The organism is Exiguobacterium sp. s22, from assembly GCF_018617455.1.
Lineage (GTDB): Bacteria > Bacillota > Bacilli > Exiguobacteriales > Exiguobacteriaceae > Exiguobacterium.
Genome location: NZ_JACSKD010000001.1, coordinates 411,065 through 426,081, shown reverse-complemented (window position 1 = coordinate 426,081; position 15,017 = coordinate 411,065). Strand labels below are relative to the sequence as shown.

Sequence of the window (15,017 nt, the reverse complement as noted above, 5' to 3'; positions counted from 1 at the left end):
AACATGCACGAACAACGAGAACAATTAGCACGACTCGCTTTAACGTTTGAACAAGAGGAGATGACGGACGCTGCACGACTCGCTCGGACAGCCCTACAAAAAGTAACGAATGAAGAAGTCTGGATTGCCGTCTGTGGTCACTTCTCAGCCGGGAAGTCGACATTGCTCAACGACTGGCTAGAGGACGGATTCCTTCCGACAAGTCCGATTCCGACGAGTGCGAATATCGTCACATTACGAGGTGGCGAATCTGCGGCAGCTGTCGCGATCAATGATACGGATTGGATTTCATTAGACCCTTCTTCCCTATCAAATATTAGTGACTATTGCAAAGTCGAGGAAATCAAGGAAGTCGAGTATACGATTGACCGATTCCCGTTTGATGAACACGTCGTATTGATGGATACGCCAGGGATTGACTCAACGGATGAACGACATCGCCAAGCGACGGAGCGCTCGCTCTTCTTGGCCGATCACTTGTTCTTCATGATGGACTACAACCATGTCCAATCGGAACAAAACATCGGACTGATGAAACAATTTAGCCGGGAAGGTCGTCCCTATTCCATCATCATTAACCAAATCGACAAGCATGATGAGGATGAGCTTTCCTTTGTGGACTTCAAGGCGTCATTGACGAAAACATTCCGTCATCATGACATCGTCCCAAATGACACGTTCTACATCTCACTTCGTGATTTGAAGCATCCACATAACGAAGTCGAGCGCTTGCGATCATATGTACGTCAAGTCATCACGGACTCGAGACAGCAGCAAGTCGAGCATGCGGATGCATTGATTCATACGCTAGTCCGCCGCAACGAATCATCGATTCAATCGATGTTGGATCAATTGCCAACTTATGAAAAGAGTCCGAAGGAAATGCAGTCACGTCTACATCGCCTTGAGAAGAAACGGGCATGGTGGACATCATTTCGTCGCGAATTCTTCAAACATCAGGCACCAATCGTCGAAAGTGCACCAATCATGACTTATGAGTTCCGTGAGTTGTTACGCTCTTATCTCGAGAGTTGTTCTCCTTCTTTCAAGGTCGGACTTTTGTTCTCGAAAGAAAAGACGAAGCAAGAACGAGCTCGTCGTGAGGAAGTGGCCGTCAAAGAGTTCAACCGTCTGATTGATATGAACTTACGACCGCACCTCGTGAAGTACGCGGAAGACATCATCCGAGATTTGAAACTTCCAGATACTCTCCTACCGAAAGGCGATGTCCTCCCGATTGCACCGAGCTCACTCATCACCGAACAAGTGAAATCCGGCGCATCACTCAGCGGTGATACGGTGCTTCAGTTCAGTCGTGACATCGAATCAGGCCTTGCGACATGGGTGACGAAAGTATCTGAACCTTGGGTCCATTCGACGGATACGTATATGAAAGCGGAAGTCGACATGCGCTTGGAACAATTTTTGACTGAAGAAGACGAATTATATGAGGCACTTGATAATGAAGCATTACGTTTACGCCTCATAAATCGTCTACATGCAATCGGTAAATATGAAACGTTACAACTTGATTCAAATCAGTTAGATCAGTTGGCCGTTCGAAACTATGTCGACGCGACGTACCTTCCCGAAAAACAGTCGAATGTTGTTGAATCAGAGGTTGCATCGACGTCGATTTTAGATGATGATCATTATTTATTTGATTTTAATTTTTCATATGAAAATGCGGTATGTGAAATATTAGAGAATCATCCATTGTTCCGCTCCCGTGTCTCAACATTACGTAAGAAAATCGAGCGCGCGAAGCATGAGCAATATACGTTCGCCATCTTCGGTGCTTTTTCGGCTGGAAAATCGTCGACCCTCAATGCCCTTCTCGGGGAGACAGTTTTACCGACCTCACCGAACCCATTGACAGCATCGATCACGAAAATCGTACCGCCAGATGGTCGGACGAATCGAACAGCGATGATCACCTTCAAATCACGAAATGAACTTGAGGACGAGCTAAAAGGTTACGGGACTTCCCTCGCCTCACTCGATGTCGATCATCCGTTCGTCAACGCGGTAAAGGCGGCACCGCTCGATTATCTCGGACAAACGGAAGTCGTCGACTATGACACGTTCTGCGCGTTCGTCGCAGAAGAAGAGAAAAGCTGTATCGTGAAAGAAATCGAACTATATCTCGACTCCCCTTGGGCACGACGTGGTATCGTCTTCGTCGATACGCCAGGTGCCGATTCACAGTTCAACCGACATAGCGAGGTACAGTTCGGCTACATGCGTGACGCAGACGCCGTCTTATTCGTCACGTATTATAATCATGCGTTCACGGAAGCGGACCGGGAGCTCGTCATTCAGCTCGGACGGGTCCAAGGGACAGGAGACCACGAGATGTTCTTCCTCGTGAACGCCTCTGATCTTGCGACAGATGACGAGGAGCGGGATGCGGTCACAAGCTATGTTTCGCAACAGTTGACCGCGCTCGGTGTCCGTAGACCAAGCGTCCTCCCCATCTCGAGCCGAAACGCCATGCAAGGGCATGACGCGGGATTCGATCGATTCGTCTCGACACTTGAACGCTATGTCGACAAAGACCTTCGTCTCGCCAACGCGATGCGTATCCAGGAAGAAACGACAGCGCTACTCGCTGCATTTGATCGTGTTTTGAACGAAGCGAAAGAAGACGCGTCGGCGAAAGAACATCGTCGAAAGCAATTGTATGCCTTACTCGAGAACCCGCCGGCACTCGGTGTATCAGCACTCATCGATTTATTTGACCGGGAAGCGAAAGAACTCCTCGCCCACCTCGAGACGCGATCGCTCCTGCGACTCTCGGACTTCGTCAAAGAAACGTTCCATCCGGTCGAGGTCGACGGGTCAAGGAAGAGCTTGGAGCGTGCCCTCGCACGTACACTCGATAAATATGCCTATGACATCCAACAAGAGCTCCAAGTGTTCCAATATCGGTTGGAGCGATACGTTAAACGTGAGTTTATTTCATTGGTCGAACGGTTGACAGAACGTCAAGCGTCTCTCCTTCCGACGCTTGAATTCGACCGAGAACTCGACGTGGCATGGCTACGAGAGGCTGTCGAACCGATTCATCTCGAGACACCCCCCTATCAGTCGGTGTTGAGGCGCTATAAGAATGCGAGTCAATTTTTCGAGGGAGACGGACGAACGCAATTGAAAGATGAGTTGACCTCACTGCTTCGCGATATGATTCGTTCACGTCTTGAAACGATTCATACGAAGCAAGTTGAGCGGGCCAACGAAGAAATCAAGAAATCCGAAGCCGAGATTGAACAAGAATGGTCGATTCAAGTCACGGAACTCGCCGATGCAGAGCTCAGCATGTTGACGGATAGTCAGTCTTTTGATGACATGCGTGATCGACTCGAGTCGATCAGAAAGGAAACCGTATGAGTACGCTACTACTGATCGGACTCATCCCCGCCGTCGTCATGACGATTGTATTGGGATTGTTTCTGAGATATCTTTATTTGAACAGAGAGTAAAAATGAAACTCCTCCAACACACATTGGAGGAGTTTCATTTTATTGTTATTGAGCAACGTATCCGCCATCGATGACAGCGGCTTGTCCCGTGATTCCTTTTGCCTGATCACTTGCGAGGAAAATCGCATAGTCCGCGACTTCCTTCACTTGTAATAGACGGTGTTGCGGCACGAGTGGGTAGATGACCTCCTCGAGCACACGTTCTTTGGCAACGTTGCGGGTTCTTGCCAAATCATCAAGTTGTTGCTGCACGAGCGGAGTATCAACATAGCCAGGACAGATTGCATTCACGGTAATCCCTGAAGTTGCACCTTCGAGCGCAGCGACTTTTGTCAATCCAATCACGCCATGCTTCGCACTGTTATAAGCTGCTTTTCCAGCAAATCCGATGAGACCGTTGATAGACGCCATATTGATGATGCGTCCGAACTGTTGTTGTTTCATTATCGGAAAGACATGTTTCGTATATAAGAACGGTGCGCGGAGCATAATACTTTGGAGTAAATCGAATTTCTCCGTTGGAAATTCTTCAAGTGGTGACACGTGTTGCATCCCAGCATTATTGATGACGATATCAATCCGCCCAAATGCTTCCATAGTCTGATCTATGCTTCGTTTAATCGCTTCTTCATTAGTCACGTCTGCCTCGACAGCAATTGCCTCATAACCTGTCTCCTTTAATTGCTTTGCTTCAGAGAGAGCCTTTTCAAGTTGGATGTCGACAATTGCAATTTTTGCTCCTACCGCGGCAAACTCTTCAGCAATTTCTAAACCAATCCCGCTAGCGGCCCCTGTCACTAACGCAACTTTGTCTTGTAGCTGTTTCATGTCATCTTCCTCCTACTCTTGATCCATTTATTGACCTTTACAGACTTCATTGTATACTTAGTTAAATGATAATAAAAATGAATATTTATTATAGAAACCATTCCACCAAAGAATAGGATGAGCGATATGGAATTCCGAGAGATGCAATATTTCACAGCGGTCGCAAAAGAGAAAAGTTTCACCCGAGCAGCAGAGAGACTTCATGTCACACAACCGACTTTGAGTAAAACAATCCGACACTTAGAAGAAAAGCTAGGAGTCGAGCTATTCGACCGACAGAAACGGCAAATTGAATTGACGGACGTCGGGGAGGCCTTACTTTTTGAGAGTGAATTGCTGTTGCGTCAACTTGAAGATTTACCGAATCACGTATTTGATATCACACAATCGAAACGAGGTCAGATTCGATTAGGTCTTCCTCCTTTGATTGGATCTTTATTTTTTACAAAGTTTTTGAACACGTTCCATTCATTCTATCCGGATATCCAAGTCATCATCACAGAGGCAGGTGGCCATACGCTCGGGGATGCACTCGACAATGGTGAGCTCGATGTCATTGCGACGGTTCTACCAGCTGGTTCAGCCTTCACAGAGATCCCGTTCATCACTGAAGAATTGTATGCTTATCTGCCTGTTACCCATCCTCTTGCTGCACGAAAGCAAATACGTTTGGAAGAACTGGCGAAGGATGCATTTGTTCTTTTCACAGAAGAGTTCTCCCTTCATCACGTCGTTCGAGAAGCATGTGAACAAGCAGGCTTCCACCCACAAATCATTGAGGAAAGCGGACAATGGGATTTTTTATGTCTCTCTGTCGCTCAAGGAAATGCTGTAACCATCTTGCCTCGTACAATTATGCAAAAGATGAATGTTCATGGAGTAAGAGCGATTCCACTTAAGCGGAGAATTCCGTGGCAACTCGGAATTGCTACAGCAAAAGGACGCTATATGTCATTTGCGTCGAGAGAATTTATTCGCTTCTTGACCGAAGAGTATTCGTTTGATGCATAACTGATATAAAAAAGATGAATTGGAAGCATGACTACAGGATTGTTACGATAAATGCAGTATAAACAGAAAGGATGAATGGAAAATGAAAACACGACATGAACGAGGTGTCAATAAGTTGAAAGAGTTCACGAGTCCAGATGCAGGATCGACTCATGATGGAATTGCGAACGCATTGGAACAACTCGCTCCAGCCATCGGAGAATGGATCACAGACTTTGCATACGGCGATGTCTATAGCCGTGAGGGGCTTCCAAATCGTGACCGGGCACTTGTGACAATCTCAACGCTCGTCACACAAGGCACAGAACCACAATTAGCACTCCATATCAACACTGGACTGACAGCCGGGTTAAGCGGTGAGGAGATTGTAGAGGCGATTATGCATCTTGTCCCATACACAGGATTCCCACGTGTACTCAACGCTCTTGCCGTTGCGAAAACAGTATTTGAAGAACGAGGATTGACTGTCACAACTACTGTATAATCTTTATTCACAATTGCTTCAACATGATAAAAGCCCATCCGAGCGGATGGGCTTTTATCATGTGTCCGCTGGGTAATGAACACCAACTTGTTTTCGTACTTTTGTCATCACATCCGCAAGGCGAATCATATCGGCCGCATCATGCAAAACCGTATCTGAATCCCGCGCTTCGATTGCTCGGACAAATGCTTCGATCTCGTATGACATCGGAGCATTCTGCACTTCTGATATGATTTCTGACGTGCTATCCCGTAACTCTAAACGGACTTCGTCGCACGTCGCAATATCATTGATGACGATACGCCCTTTTTCTCCGATGATTTCAGAAGGAGTCGATGTCGCATGAATCTTTGAGTGCATGACAATCACATCAAGGTCGTCATAGGAGAGAATGACCGTCCCGCTCCCGTCCACTCCAGATTCTAACGTAACCCCGCTCGCCTGGATCGCATTCGGCTGACCGAACAGTTTTAAAGCAGGCCCTAGAAGATAGACACCGAGGTCCATCAACGATCCGTTCGAAAAATCAGGATTGAACGTGTTTGGATTTTCCCCTTGTTTATAGAGGTCGTATCGTGAAGAATACTGTGATTTATTAAAGACGGCACGACGCACCGGAGCGATTTTCTCCATCGTCTGTTGAATCCGTGCAAGGTTCGGCATGAACAGATTTCGTAGTGCTTCAAGTAAGACGACTTGGTTTTCCTTCGCGACATCAACCATCCGGATGACTTCCTCGACGTTCGAGGCGAGCGGTTTTTCACAGAGGACGTGCTTCCCATGCTGCATGAACAAGATGCTCTGTTCGGCGTGAAGTGAGTTCGGGCTCGCAATATAAATGGCATCGATGACATCACTCTGTGCCATCTCTTCAAGTGACGTGAACGTATGTAAGATGGAGTGGTTTTCTGCGTATTCTTTAGCACGCGATTCCGTGCGCGAGTAAAGTGCCGTCACTTCTACGTCATCCACCTGATCAATTGTCTCGATAAACCAGTCTGTGATGAAGTTTGTACCAATGATGCCAAAACGGATCATGTGAATTCCTCATTTCTATTCTTTCAGTTTTTTCGTAAGTAAGATTTCATCCAATAAAGGAATTTTATCATAACCAAAAAGAGGGATTATCGATTTCAGTACTTTTGCACAGGAAACCGTATCAGGGATGATTTGTTCCAAACGATCACCATCACGTTGATAAAATCAAAGCGCTTGAACGAAACGCCTATCATATCTTTTCATTACATCAATTGATTCCTACTTTTTTATATACGGTATGTGAAATATCAAAAAGGCGAGAGCTAAGTTTATACCGACACGCATTTGATGCAAATCACTTACTCCTCAACTCTCTTTAAGTATAATCCCTCACGAAACCGTCGAACATCTTCATCACTCACTACCTCACCTTTATATCTTGATTGCCAATATGGAGAGAGATCGATCGCATGGATTCCAATCCTCGCAAACCAGTCTAATACCGTTTCATTCGAGCGATGCTTGTGAGAAACAGGCAATTCTGCGTTGAATTGAATCAGTGCATTCCGAATCGCGTTATCGGTCCATTTGATCTCAGTCGGGTCTACAAATACATTTGTTTTCATTGTTCTATTTTTCCGTTTCACACCGTCACTCGAGAAATCAATGGTCGAGATAACACGTTTTCTTTTCTGCATCATCATGAGTGTCAAAATCAAAAGAACAATCACCCCTCCGATAAGGAACCATAACCAATATGAATTCCCCGACTCGGTTACCGTCCCATCTGTTCCAAACGTATAGTCTAAAAAGTCATTTTTTAAAAATTGAAGATCATCACCTTTCCAAAAACGAGACTTCCCATCAAATGCATCACCGCTTACACCATCTTCTCCAGAAAAACGTAGTATGATCCCACCCTCTGTCGGGTCGTGAAACCATTCCCAAAACAGACGGGCCAGATGGATAAATCCAGTTATCAACATCAAACTGACGAGCATGATTATCAATAATCGGGTTGTAAATCGCATCGTAACCTCCATCACTCATTTTGTTCTATCGTATCACGACATATGATGAATTGTCAGAAAAATCCAAACAAAAGGACCGAGAGAATTCTCGGTCCAATCGATTAGAGAATCGCTTCGGCTAGCAATCGGTCGAACTTACGCACGTCCACTTTCTTATTCAAATTGATTTTGATCGTTCCGGCGCGAGTGAACAGCTGAACTTCGGAGTTGAAATCAAACATTCTTCCCGCATTCTCCGTCGAGTACATATTGATCGAGCCGTATGGAAGCGAGTACACCTCAATTTTTTTACCCGTCAGTCCTTGTGCGTCACGGACGATCAGTCGTTTGTTCGTGAAGACGGCGACGTCACGCACTGTCTTATAGGCAGCGACCGCCCGCTCCCCGTCGATGAAGGACTCCGTGATATCACTCGGCACCTCACATTCGGAATAAAACGTCCAAGACAAATCCCCAATCGGGTTTCCCATATTCATCCCTCCTGAAATAAATGAGCATACTACTCCCTATATTCCACAATTATCGTTTGATTAGACCTTAAATGGGAACATATTGTATAGCATGTTGATTTCAGAGGAGGACGTCGTCATGATTGCGCAACAGGTCATCACATTGTTACTGATTGGCTATTTCATATATTTGATTGATTCCAAGCGAAATTATTTCCCTGTCCCCGTCATCCTGGTTTTGATTGGGATCGGACTATCTTATATTGCTTTCTTTGATTCCGTATTCATTACGAAAGATATGATTTTTGAGGTGTTCCTACCGGCTTTACTGTTTACGTCGGCCTATCAATTTAAGTATAACGACTTAAAAGATAATTTTGGAATCATCGCGATATTGAGCACGGTCGGTCTTGTCTTGACCGCCATCTTGATGGGGTATGGTACGTTTTGGATCAGTGAGTGGTTTACCCCGCTCAGCCTGACCGCCTCTTTTTTATTGGCGTCCATCTTGATTCCGACCGACCCCGTTTCCGTTACCGCGATTTTAAAGCGGAGTAAAGGTGAGAAGCGGATTGCGGATGTTGTCGAAGGTGAATCGATGGTGAACGATGGAACAAGTGTTGTCATCTTCACCATCTTTCTCAGTATGTTCGCAACGGGAGAGCATTTCTCCACCTTCAATTTTTTGACCGAATTTTTGATTGTGTCTGCCGGAGGAATCGGCATCGGTTTTATCTTTGGATTTCTACTTAAGAAATTGATGATTGTCAGTTTTAAAAAACATGAACTCGTCATGTTGACAATCGTCACCGCATATGGGGCTTTCTATCTTGCCGATGCACTAGAAGTATCGGGTGTCCTTGCGACCGTGACGGCAGGCATGATGCTATCTCATGAACTTGGAACTAAAGAGGATTGTGAAACTGTCCAGCGTCATCTTGACGGTTTTTGGGACATCGTCATCCCAATCTTACTTGCCCTTTTATTCTTATTAATCGGAATCGAGGCGACTAGTTATTTGTCTGTGTCGCTCTGGACATTCGCAGTACTTTTATTCCTCCTTTCCATCCTGACCCGTTTCATCGTCGTCGGCGGTCTTGTCTATACCGTTCCGATCTGGCGAAAAGAGTTTCAAAGTGATTTGACGGCGACTTCCTTACTCACATGGTCCGGCATCAAGGGTACGATGTCGATCGCGCTCGTCCTTTGGTTAGAGGCAGAGAAGATTAACGGGTCGAGCGAAATGATTTCTCTCGCATTTGCGGTCATCCTTCTCTCTCTCGTGTTACAAAGCATCGGTGTCTATCCACTGACGACCTACTTAACGAATAAACATGACGAGTGACGGAACCCTTCCACAAAGAAGGGTTTTTTTGATTCTGAAATTGACATCGCCCACTTTTAGTGTAAAATTACACTTGTAATATACTGGGAGGTGATTTGTTGGAAAATACTACAACGCCATCCGCCGCCATCTCTACGGGAATTGTGACGGTCGTGCTTGCACTCATCGCTTCGTTTCTCACTCCATCTTTCTTGAAAGTCGGAATCATCTGGGATATCGTTGCGTTCTTAGTCATCGGGATTGCGACATTCAGTTTTACATACCATTTTTATCAATCGAAGCGGTTGACCTACTGGCAATACATTTGCTGTTATATCATCGTCTGCCTGCTCTTATTTATTGTGTTTCTCGGAATCTCGTGGATCTTGATTTTCATTAGCTCAGCGACGCTCTGAGTCGGACAAACAGGAAGGAAAAACCATATGCAAAAATCCGAATTTATTGGACAGGTTTCTCGAAAAATGAAATTGATTCGTATCGAATCTCAGTATTCACAGGAAGAGATGGCGAATTTACTCGGTATTTCAAAAAAAACGCTCATCCAAATCGAGAAGGAGCGGAATGAAGCGAGTTGGTCGACGATTGTGACGCTATGCGCCTTGTTTAACGAAAGTGAGATTCTCATACACTTGATTGGTGACGACCCCGTCGAATTCGTCAAACTGATTGCGACCGAGAACACTTATGAGCCGAAAGAAAAAACACTCGGCGGACGCGTCTTTTGGCATGCAATCGAGTCAGGTCCACATTACACCCTTCAACAAAATATCATCAGCGGACATTATCGGATCATCGATTTCAACCATGTGAGGTGGTACAGCACGTTTGATGCAGAGGATGCCGAACAGGTAAGGTCGAAGTTGGAACATCAACGAGAGGGATTAAATGATTAAAAAGCGTAAAGATTTAATGATAGCTTTAATCCTCATCATCTTCTCAATCACTTATTTTTGGTACGTTCCAAGCGTGACAAGTGGCACGATTGGATTCATCGGCACAATCATTTTACTCGTCCTCTCGTCGATTTTTACCACACGCTTGATTCAATCATACGTTTCACTTTCTTTGATGAAATTCGTCCTAATTAGCGTGATTTCTTTCTTTGTACTTTGCTGCTTGTTGATCATTTTATTTTATGTTGTGGCTCTTTACCAGATGAATCATCTATAACGAATTGGAGGTTTTCACATGCGATTTTATGTCGGTTCAAGCTTTTCAAATATCGAAGAAGTACGGTTCATGCGTAATGAGCTGATTGCGCTCGGTCACACCCATACATATGATTGGACTCAAAACGAACGCGCCACATCGATTGATGCATTACGCTCGATTGGCGAAGAGGAGGTTTCTGGAATTCAATCAGCGGACTTTGTCGTCATCCTATTGCCTGGAGGTAAAGGCGCACATGTTGAACTTGGGATTGCTATCGGGACGAATAAACACGTTTTCCTATACGATTTGGGGGATCAGATGATGAATAGGGAGGAGACGAGCACGTTTTATCATGTGAATGCGGTACAACGCTTGGAGGGACCGTTCAACGCCCTCCCCTACCAAATTCAAGATCGATTGAAGCTCTCTAATCACGTTTGAGCTGATGCCCTTTATTCTCACGGAATCGTGCCGGGGTGCAGCCTACCCATTCCGTGAAATGCTTGTTCAGTTGAGCCGAACTATTGAATCCGATTTCTTGGCTGATTGCGATTAGAGTTAGATTCAATAAAATGTTGTTTCCAATATTTTCACAATATGCTATCCTTACCAAAATGATCTGACAAACGCGATGAAGAGAACAGTACATCAACGAATCTTTCGTAGAGAGCTCCGTCTGGTGAAAAGGAGTAAAGAACGTTGGTCGAAACAAGCCTCTGAGCAGCGCCATGGAGCTCACCCCGAGGGATATGGCGACGGGCACTCCCGTTATAGAGTTGAGGTATAGTCCGATTTTTTCGGGAGTACCGAATAAGGTTCGTGCGGTAACGTGCGGACGAACAGGGGTGGCACCACGATGAGAATCTCGTCCCCAAGAATTCGTTCTTGGGGGTGGGATTTTTTGCGTTCCGAAAGTGATCAATATTAGAAGGAGTGATTGACTTGAACTCGTTTCGAAAAACCTCTACGCTGCTGCTCGTCAGTGTCGGAACCTCAAACCTCGGTGCCTGGGTATACTTTATCGCACTCAACTTGATTGTCTTAGAGATGACGGGATCCCCTTTCGCCGTCTCGATTCTCTATGTATTAGTCCCGCTCGCATCGCTCGTCTCGAATCTTTGGTCAGGTAGCCTGATTGACCGGGTCGATACGAGACGACTGATGATGTTACTGGATGGTCTGCGTGCGTTCCTCGTATTCAGCTTAGGCTGGATTGATTCACTGTGGCTCATCTACGGGATCGTCTTTCTTCTCAATGTGATGAGCTCGTTATTCGAATCATCGAGTCTGGTCTACATGACACAACTCGTACCTGCTTCAAATCGACAAAAGTTCAATGCGATGAAGAACTTTGTGCAATCATCCGGATTTATTTTAGGTCCAACAATTGCCGGACTACTCTTGCTAGTTGGGAGTCCAACAACTGCAATTTTCGTGAACGCGTTCGCACTCGTTGTCTCGGTCGGAATGTTGTCGCGCCTACCGTCTCATCTTAGAACGAATGCATCTATTGAATCCTTCTCCGTCCGATTAATTATCGAAGATTGGAAAGTCGTCATCCGATTCGCTTCGAATGCCAGATATGTGACAATCATCTATGGCTTGTTCTGTGTCATAACCATCTTCATGTCTGGACTCGATTCGTTGGAAGCGTCATTTGCGACCCAAGTCCTTCACTTATCTGAGAGCCGATATGGCTTTCTTGTCAGTATCGCTGGGATTGGAATTATCGTTGGGTCACTCATCAATTCAAGATGGAGTCACCGTTTATCCTTATCGTTTTGTATCGGATTCGGGGCAATCATGACACCCGTCGGCTATCTCCTATTCGCAGGCTCTTCTTCGTTCACGATGGCTTCCATCGGATTCTTTATTCTGACGTTCGCGCTTGCGTTCGCCAATACCGGATTTTTGTCATTCTATCAACACCAAGTTCCTATCGAAATCATGGGCCGGTTCTCTGGCGTCATCAATGTGGCAGAGTCGCTATTCGTCATCCTGCTCACATTCGGGATCGGACTCCTTGCCGAAATGGTCGGGATTCGCCCAGTCTATCTCGCATTCTCGATTATCTTTTTCCTTGTTGGTTGTTACACCATATATGTCATTCGCGACCGCTCGAAACGGGAGTATTTCATACACAATCAAATCGAAGAAGTTTCTTAAGTTATGAGCCGGTCGTTTTTATGCGACCGGCTTGTTTTAATCGATGAATCGCTTCATTGATTTTTCATCACACACTCCACCGTTTAATCAGCTCAAGATCCTCTGGAAATGCAAGTTCCAATCGCTCTATTTCATGAATCGACCACCATTTTACCTCATCAATGTCCGAGTCGATAGTTGCAGTCGCCACTCGCTCGTCACACGTTGCCAAAAAATAGTGCGTTTCGACTTGATAACTTGAGATGATGGCTCGTTTGATATGTAATCTTTGATTAATAGAAATGCGATAACCCGTTTCTTCGAACACTTCACGCAGACAACACTGTTCAGGCGTTTCTCCTTCTTCTAAACCACCTGATGGCAAACTCCATTGTTGCACGTCACGATTCCTTACGAGGAGAACTTTCCTCTCTTCGTTGATGCATAAAGCAGCTGATCCAATCCACTGTTTCATAGTCTTATTACTCCTTTTTCATTTTTCTGCTTGCAGGTGACGTTACGTCACCCGATATGATGGGGCTACAACCACATAAGGAGGAAATACGATGTTGAATCAAATGCAAAAGAAAACAACTCCCATTTGGACATGGAATCAGTTCGCAATTACGATGGTTCTTCTATTCGGAGTGACGCCCCTACTTATCGAGCGACAATTACACAACTTTCTAGAACAGTCATGGGGAAACACCCTCTATTCAGGAACAAGTATCGGCCTGTTATTGGCCATAATATTTATGACTGTCCTCTATCTCGTCGCAATACGTCCTCAAACCCTATCGCTGGAAACGTTAGGACTTCGCCGTTTTCCATTGAAAGATTCGGGCATCATCTTTCTATGGACAATTGTGTTAATTGTACTCAGTATCATCATCGTCGTATTCCAATCATATCTCGGCATCGGTACGTCGAATACAAAAACAGAGAGTTTGCAAAGTGACTTGTCGCTTATCTCCATACTGATTGCGTTTGGGTCGGCGGCCATCATATCACCAATCTATGAAGAAATCTTTTATCGTGGGTTCTTATACCGCTTCTTTCAAGAACGATTTGGGGTAGGGATCGGGATGATCGTAAGTGCTGGAATATTCACTCTCGCTCATTTACCGACGACAAACACGTTACTCGTCAATTTTGTATCGGGACTAGTATTCGCTTGGGTATATGAACGGACCAACTCTATATATTCCAGCATGCTCATCCATGGCACCTTTAATGGGCTAGCCGTTCTATTGACTGCATTGGCATGAGGGAATCAGTCTGCTATCTCTTGATATAGTGAATCAATATAGGCAAGAATCGATGCATCGATTGGATACAGTCCTAATTCATTCGATGCATCAGTTGATTTTCGAATCTTCCAAAATGATTCAATCAATTGTTGATTGTCTCCAAATGTCTCGTCTGTTAACCAAGTCAAATCTTCTTTAAGAATTTGGGCTTCTTTTGAGGAAGTGGCGACCCCGCGTTTGATTAGAATTTCGGTTCTCCGAATCAAGTTGATCCACTTTTTCGTATCATGCTCACCGTCTTCTAATTTAGGTAAACTTGCTTGCAATGAATCAGACTCTTCTTCCGTAAAATAGTCCGTCCATTGTTTCCGGTCATTTGATTTAGCTTGAATAGTTTGCAGTTTCGTCCAATCGATTTTTTCATTTTCAAGCTTCATGGATTGAAGGAGCGTGACCGTATGGTTCTGCGCCTGCTTCAATTCCTCTATCTTTCCTTCTAACGAGGACAGATGGGCGGACAAGATGCTTGTAAGTGATTGCTCATCTAAGATTCTCCGAATCTCATCAAGCGGCACGGCCATCGATTTTAAAAGCATGATTTTTTGAAGGCGAAACATTTCGTCGTCACTATAAAATCGTTTCTGTACATCGTTTGTATACGATGGAGTGACCAAATTGATTTGGTCATAGTATCGAAGCGTACGCACTGACACGTTCAGTTTTCTCGCGACCTCTCCCGTTGAATAGTGTCTGGTCAATTTTTGACCCTCCTAACTACAATGACGTGTATGTATGAATATCTTTTGAACTGATGAATCCCTTCATCCTAATCTGAAAATGAAATTCGTGGTACATCCCCATC

16 protein-coding genes and 1 other annotated feature are annotated in these 15,017 nt (G+C 45.0%); of the genes, 10 read left to right on the top strand and 6 right to left on the bottom strand.

The genetic code is table 11. From position 1 onward, the window contains the following. Positions 1-3 precede the first annotated feature (3 nt). Complete coding sequence (locus tag KNO94_RS02205) at positions 4-3,390, top strand: dynamin family protein (protein ID WP_214777175.1); 3,387 nt, start codon at positions 4-6, stop codon at positions 3,388-3,390. A gap of 137 nt (positions 3,391-3,527) precedes the next feature. On the opposite strand, the gene KNO94_RS02200 is transcribed toward KNO94_RS02205, so the two are convergent. After that, a complete protein-coding gene (locus KNO94_RS02200) occupies positions 3,528-4,310 on the bottom strand; it encodes a 3-hydroxybutyrate dehydrogenase (RefSeq protein ID WP_214777173.1) in 783 nt (260 codons plus the stop codon). Positions 4,311-4,427: 117 nt separating this feature from the next. Here KNO94_RS02200 and KNO94_RS02195 point away from each other — a divergent pair, with 117 nt between their 5' ends. Then, positions 4,428-5,321 (top strand): LysR family transcriptional regulator, encoded by an 894-nt coding sequence (locus KNO94_RS02195; protein WP_251125763.1) that lies wholly within the window; start codon positions 4,428-4,430, stop codon positions 5,319-5,321. A gap of 82 nt (positions 5,322-5,403) precedes the next feature. Further along, a complete protein-coding gene (locus KNO94_RS02190) occupies positions 5,404-5,805 on the top strand; it encodes a carboxymuconolactone decarboxylase family protein (protein ID WP_214777171.1) in 402 nt (133 codons plus the stop codon). 57 nt (positions 5,806-5,862) lie between these two features. Here the strand turns inward: KNO94_RS02190 and KNO94_RS02185 are convergent, their stop codons facing one another. The 3 genes from KNO94_RS02185 to KNO94_RS02175 all read right to left on the bottom strand — a co-directional run bounded on the left by KNO94_RS02185 (position 5,863) and on the right by KNO94_RS02175 (position 8,284). Next, complete coding sequence (locus KNO94_RS02185) at positions 5,863-6,843, bottom strand: Gfo/Idh/MocA family protein (protein WP_214777169.1); 981 nt, start codon at positions 6,841-6,843, stop codon at positions 5,863-5,865. A 299-nt stretch (positions 6,844-7,142) separates the two neighbouring features. Continuing rightward, a complete protein-coding gene (locus tag KNO94_RS02180; protein WP_214777167.1) occupies positions 7,143-7,814 on the bottom strand; it encodes a hypothetical protein in 672 nt (223 codons plus the stop codon). Between the two features lie 101 nt (positions 7,815-7,915). Continuing rightward, complete coding sequence (locus KNO94_RS02175) at positions 7,916-8,284, bottom strand: PH domain-containing protein (protein WP_214777165.1); 369 nt, start codon at positions 8,282-8,284, stop codon at positions 7,916-7,918. 118 nt (positions 8,285-8,402) lie between these two features. On the opposite strand from KNO94_RS02175, the gene KNO94_RS02170 reads away from it, so the two are divergent. The 6 genes from KNO94_RS02170 (at position 8,403) to KNO94_RS02145 (ending at position 12,926) form a co-directional block, all read left to right on the top strand. Continuing rightward, positions 8,403-9,608 (top strand): cation:proton antiporter, encoded by a 1,206-nt coding sequence (locus KNO94_RS02170; protein WP_214777163.1) that lies wholly within the window; start codon positions 8,403-8,405, stop codon positions 9,606-9,608. A gap of 98 nt (positions 9,609-9,706) precedes the next feature. Then, entirely contained in the window at positions 9,707-10,003 is a 297-nt protein-coding gene (locus KNO94_RS02165; protein WP_214740588.1) for a hypothetical protein, read from the top strand. A 66-nt stretch (positions 10,004-10,069) separates the two neighbouring features. Further along, positions 10,070-10,501, top strand: a complete 432-nt coding sequence (locus tag KNO94_RS02160) for a helix-turn-helix transcriptional regulator (RefSeq protein ID WP_353047815.1) — start codon at positions 10,070-10,072, stop codon at positions 10,499-10,501. Between the two features lie 16 nt (positions 10,502-10,517). After that, a complete protein-coding gene (locus KNO94_RS02155) occupies positions 10,518-10,778 on the top strand; it encodes a hypothetical protein (protein WP_214777159.1) in 261 nt (86 codons plus the stop codon). A gap of 18 nt (positions 10,779-10,796) precedes the next feature. Next, positions 10,797-11,201 (top strand): nucleoside 2-deoxyribosyltransferase, encoded by a 405-nt coding sequence (locus tag KNO94_RS02150; RefSeq protein ID WP_214777157.1) that lies wholly within the window; start codon positions 10,797-10,799, stop codon positions 11,199-11,201. Between the two features lie 181 nt (positions 11,202-11,382). After that, positions 11,383-11,636: a binding site (T-box leader), on the top strand. Positions 11,637-11,702: 66 nt separating this feature from the next. Beyond that, the gene (locus tag KNO94_RS02145; RefSeq protein WP_214777155.1) at positions 11,703-12,926 is read left to right on the top strand and encodes an MFS transporter; all 1,224 of its coding nucleotides are present in this window, start codon (positions 11,703-11,705) and stop codon (positions 12,924-12,926) included. A gap of 67 nt (positions 12,927-12,993) precedes the next feature. On the opposite strand, the gene KNO94_RS02140 is transcribed toward KNO94_RS02145, so the two are convergent. Next, positions 12,994-13,380 carry an NUDIX hydrolase gene (locus KNO94_RS02140; protein ID WP_214777153.1) on the bottom strand — a complete coding sequence of 129 codons (387 nt, stop codon included), beginning with the start codon at positions 13,378-13,380 and terminating at the stop codon, positions 12,994-12,996. 91 nt (positions 13,381-13,471) lie between these two features. Here KNO94_RS02140 and KNO94_RS02135 point away from each other — a divergent pair, with 91 nt between their 5' ends. Next, positions 13,472-14,173: a CPBP family intramembrane glutamic endopeptidase gene (locus tag KNO94_RS02135; protein WP_214777151.1), complete on the top strand. Its 702-nt coding sequence runs from the start codon at positions 13,472-13,474 to the stop codon at positions 14,171-14,173. A gap of 5 nt (positions 14,174-14,178) precedes the next feature. On the opposite strand, the gene KNO94_RS02130 is transcribed toward KNO94_RS02135, so the two are convergent. Next, positions 14,179-14,913 (bottom strand): MerR family transcriptional regulator, encoded by a 735-nt coding sequence (locus KNO94_RS02130; RefSeq protein WP_214777150.1) that lies wholly within the window; start codon positions 14,911-14,913, stop codon positions 14,179-14,181. Between the last annotated feature and the right edge of the window lie 104 nt (positions 14,914-15,017).

Bases quoted from the DNA above. Each gene is read 5' to 3' on its own strand.
- KNO94_RS02205 (WP_214777175.1), top strand. From the start codon at position 4: ATGCACGAACAACGAGAACAATTAGCACGACTCGCTTTAACGTTTGAA.
- KNO94_RS02200 (WP_214777173.1), bottom strand. From the start codon at position 4,310: ATGAAACAGCTACAAGACAAAGTTGCGTTAGTGACAGGGGCCGCTAGC.
- KNO94_RS02195 (WP_251125763.1), top strand. From the start codon at position 4,428: ATGAGCGATATGGAATTCCGAGAGATGCAATATTTCACAGCGGTCGCA.
- KNO94_RS02190 (WP_214777171.1), top strand. From the start codon at position 5,404: ATGAAAACACGACATGAACGAGGTGTCAATAAGTTGAAAGAGTTCACG.
- KNO94_RS02185 (WP_214777169.1), bottom strand. From the start codon at position 6,843: ATGATCCGTTTTGGCATCATTGGTACAAACTTCATCACAGACTGGTTT.
- KNO94_RS02180 (WP_214777167.1), bottom strand. From the start codon at position 7,814: ATGCGATTTACAACCCGATTATTGATAATCATGCTCGTCAGTTTGATG.
- KNO94_RS02175 (WP_214777165.1), bottom strand. From the start codon at position 8,284: ATGGGAAACCCGATTGGGGATTTGTCTTGGACGTTTTATTCCGAATGT.
- KNO94_RS02170 (WP_214777163.1), top strand. From the start codon at position 8,403: ATGATTGCGCAACAGGTCATCACATTGTTACTGATTGGCTATTTCATA.
- KNO94_RS02160 (WP_353047815.1), top strand. From the start codon at position 10,070: ATGAAATTGATTCGTATCGAATCTCAGTATTCACAGGAAGAGATGGCG.
- KNO94_RS02155 (WP_214777159.1), top strand. From the start codon at position 10,518: ATGATAGCTTTAATCCTCATCATCTTCTCAATCACTTATTTTTGGTAC.
- KNO94_RS02150 (WP_214777157.1), top strand. From the start codon at position 10,797: ATGCGATTTTATGTCGGTTCAAGCTTTTCAAATATCGAAGAAGTACGG.
- KNO94_RS02140 (WP_214777153.1), bottom strand. From the start codon at position 13,380: ATGAAACAGTGGATTGGATCAGCTGCTTTATGCATCAACGAAGAGAGG.
- KNO94_RS02135 (WP_214777151.1), top strand. From the start codon at position 13,472: ATGTTGAATCAAATGCAAAAGAAAACAACTCCCATTTGGACATGGAAT.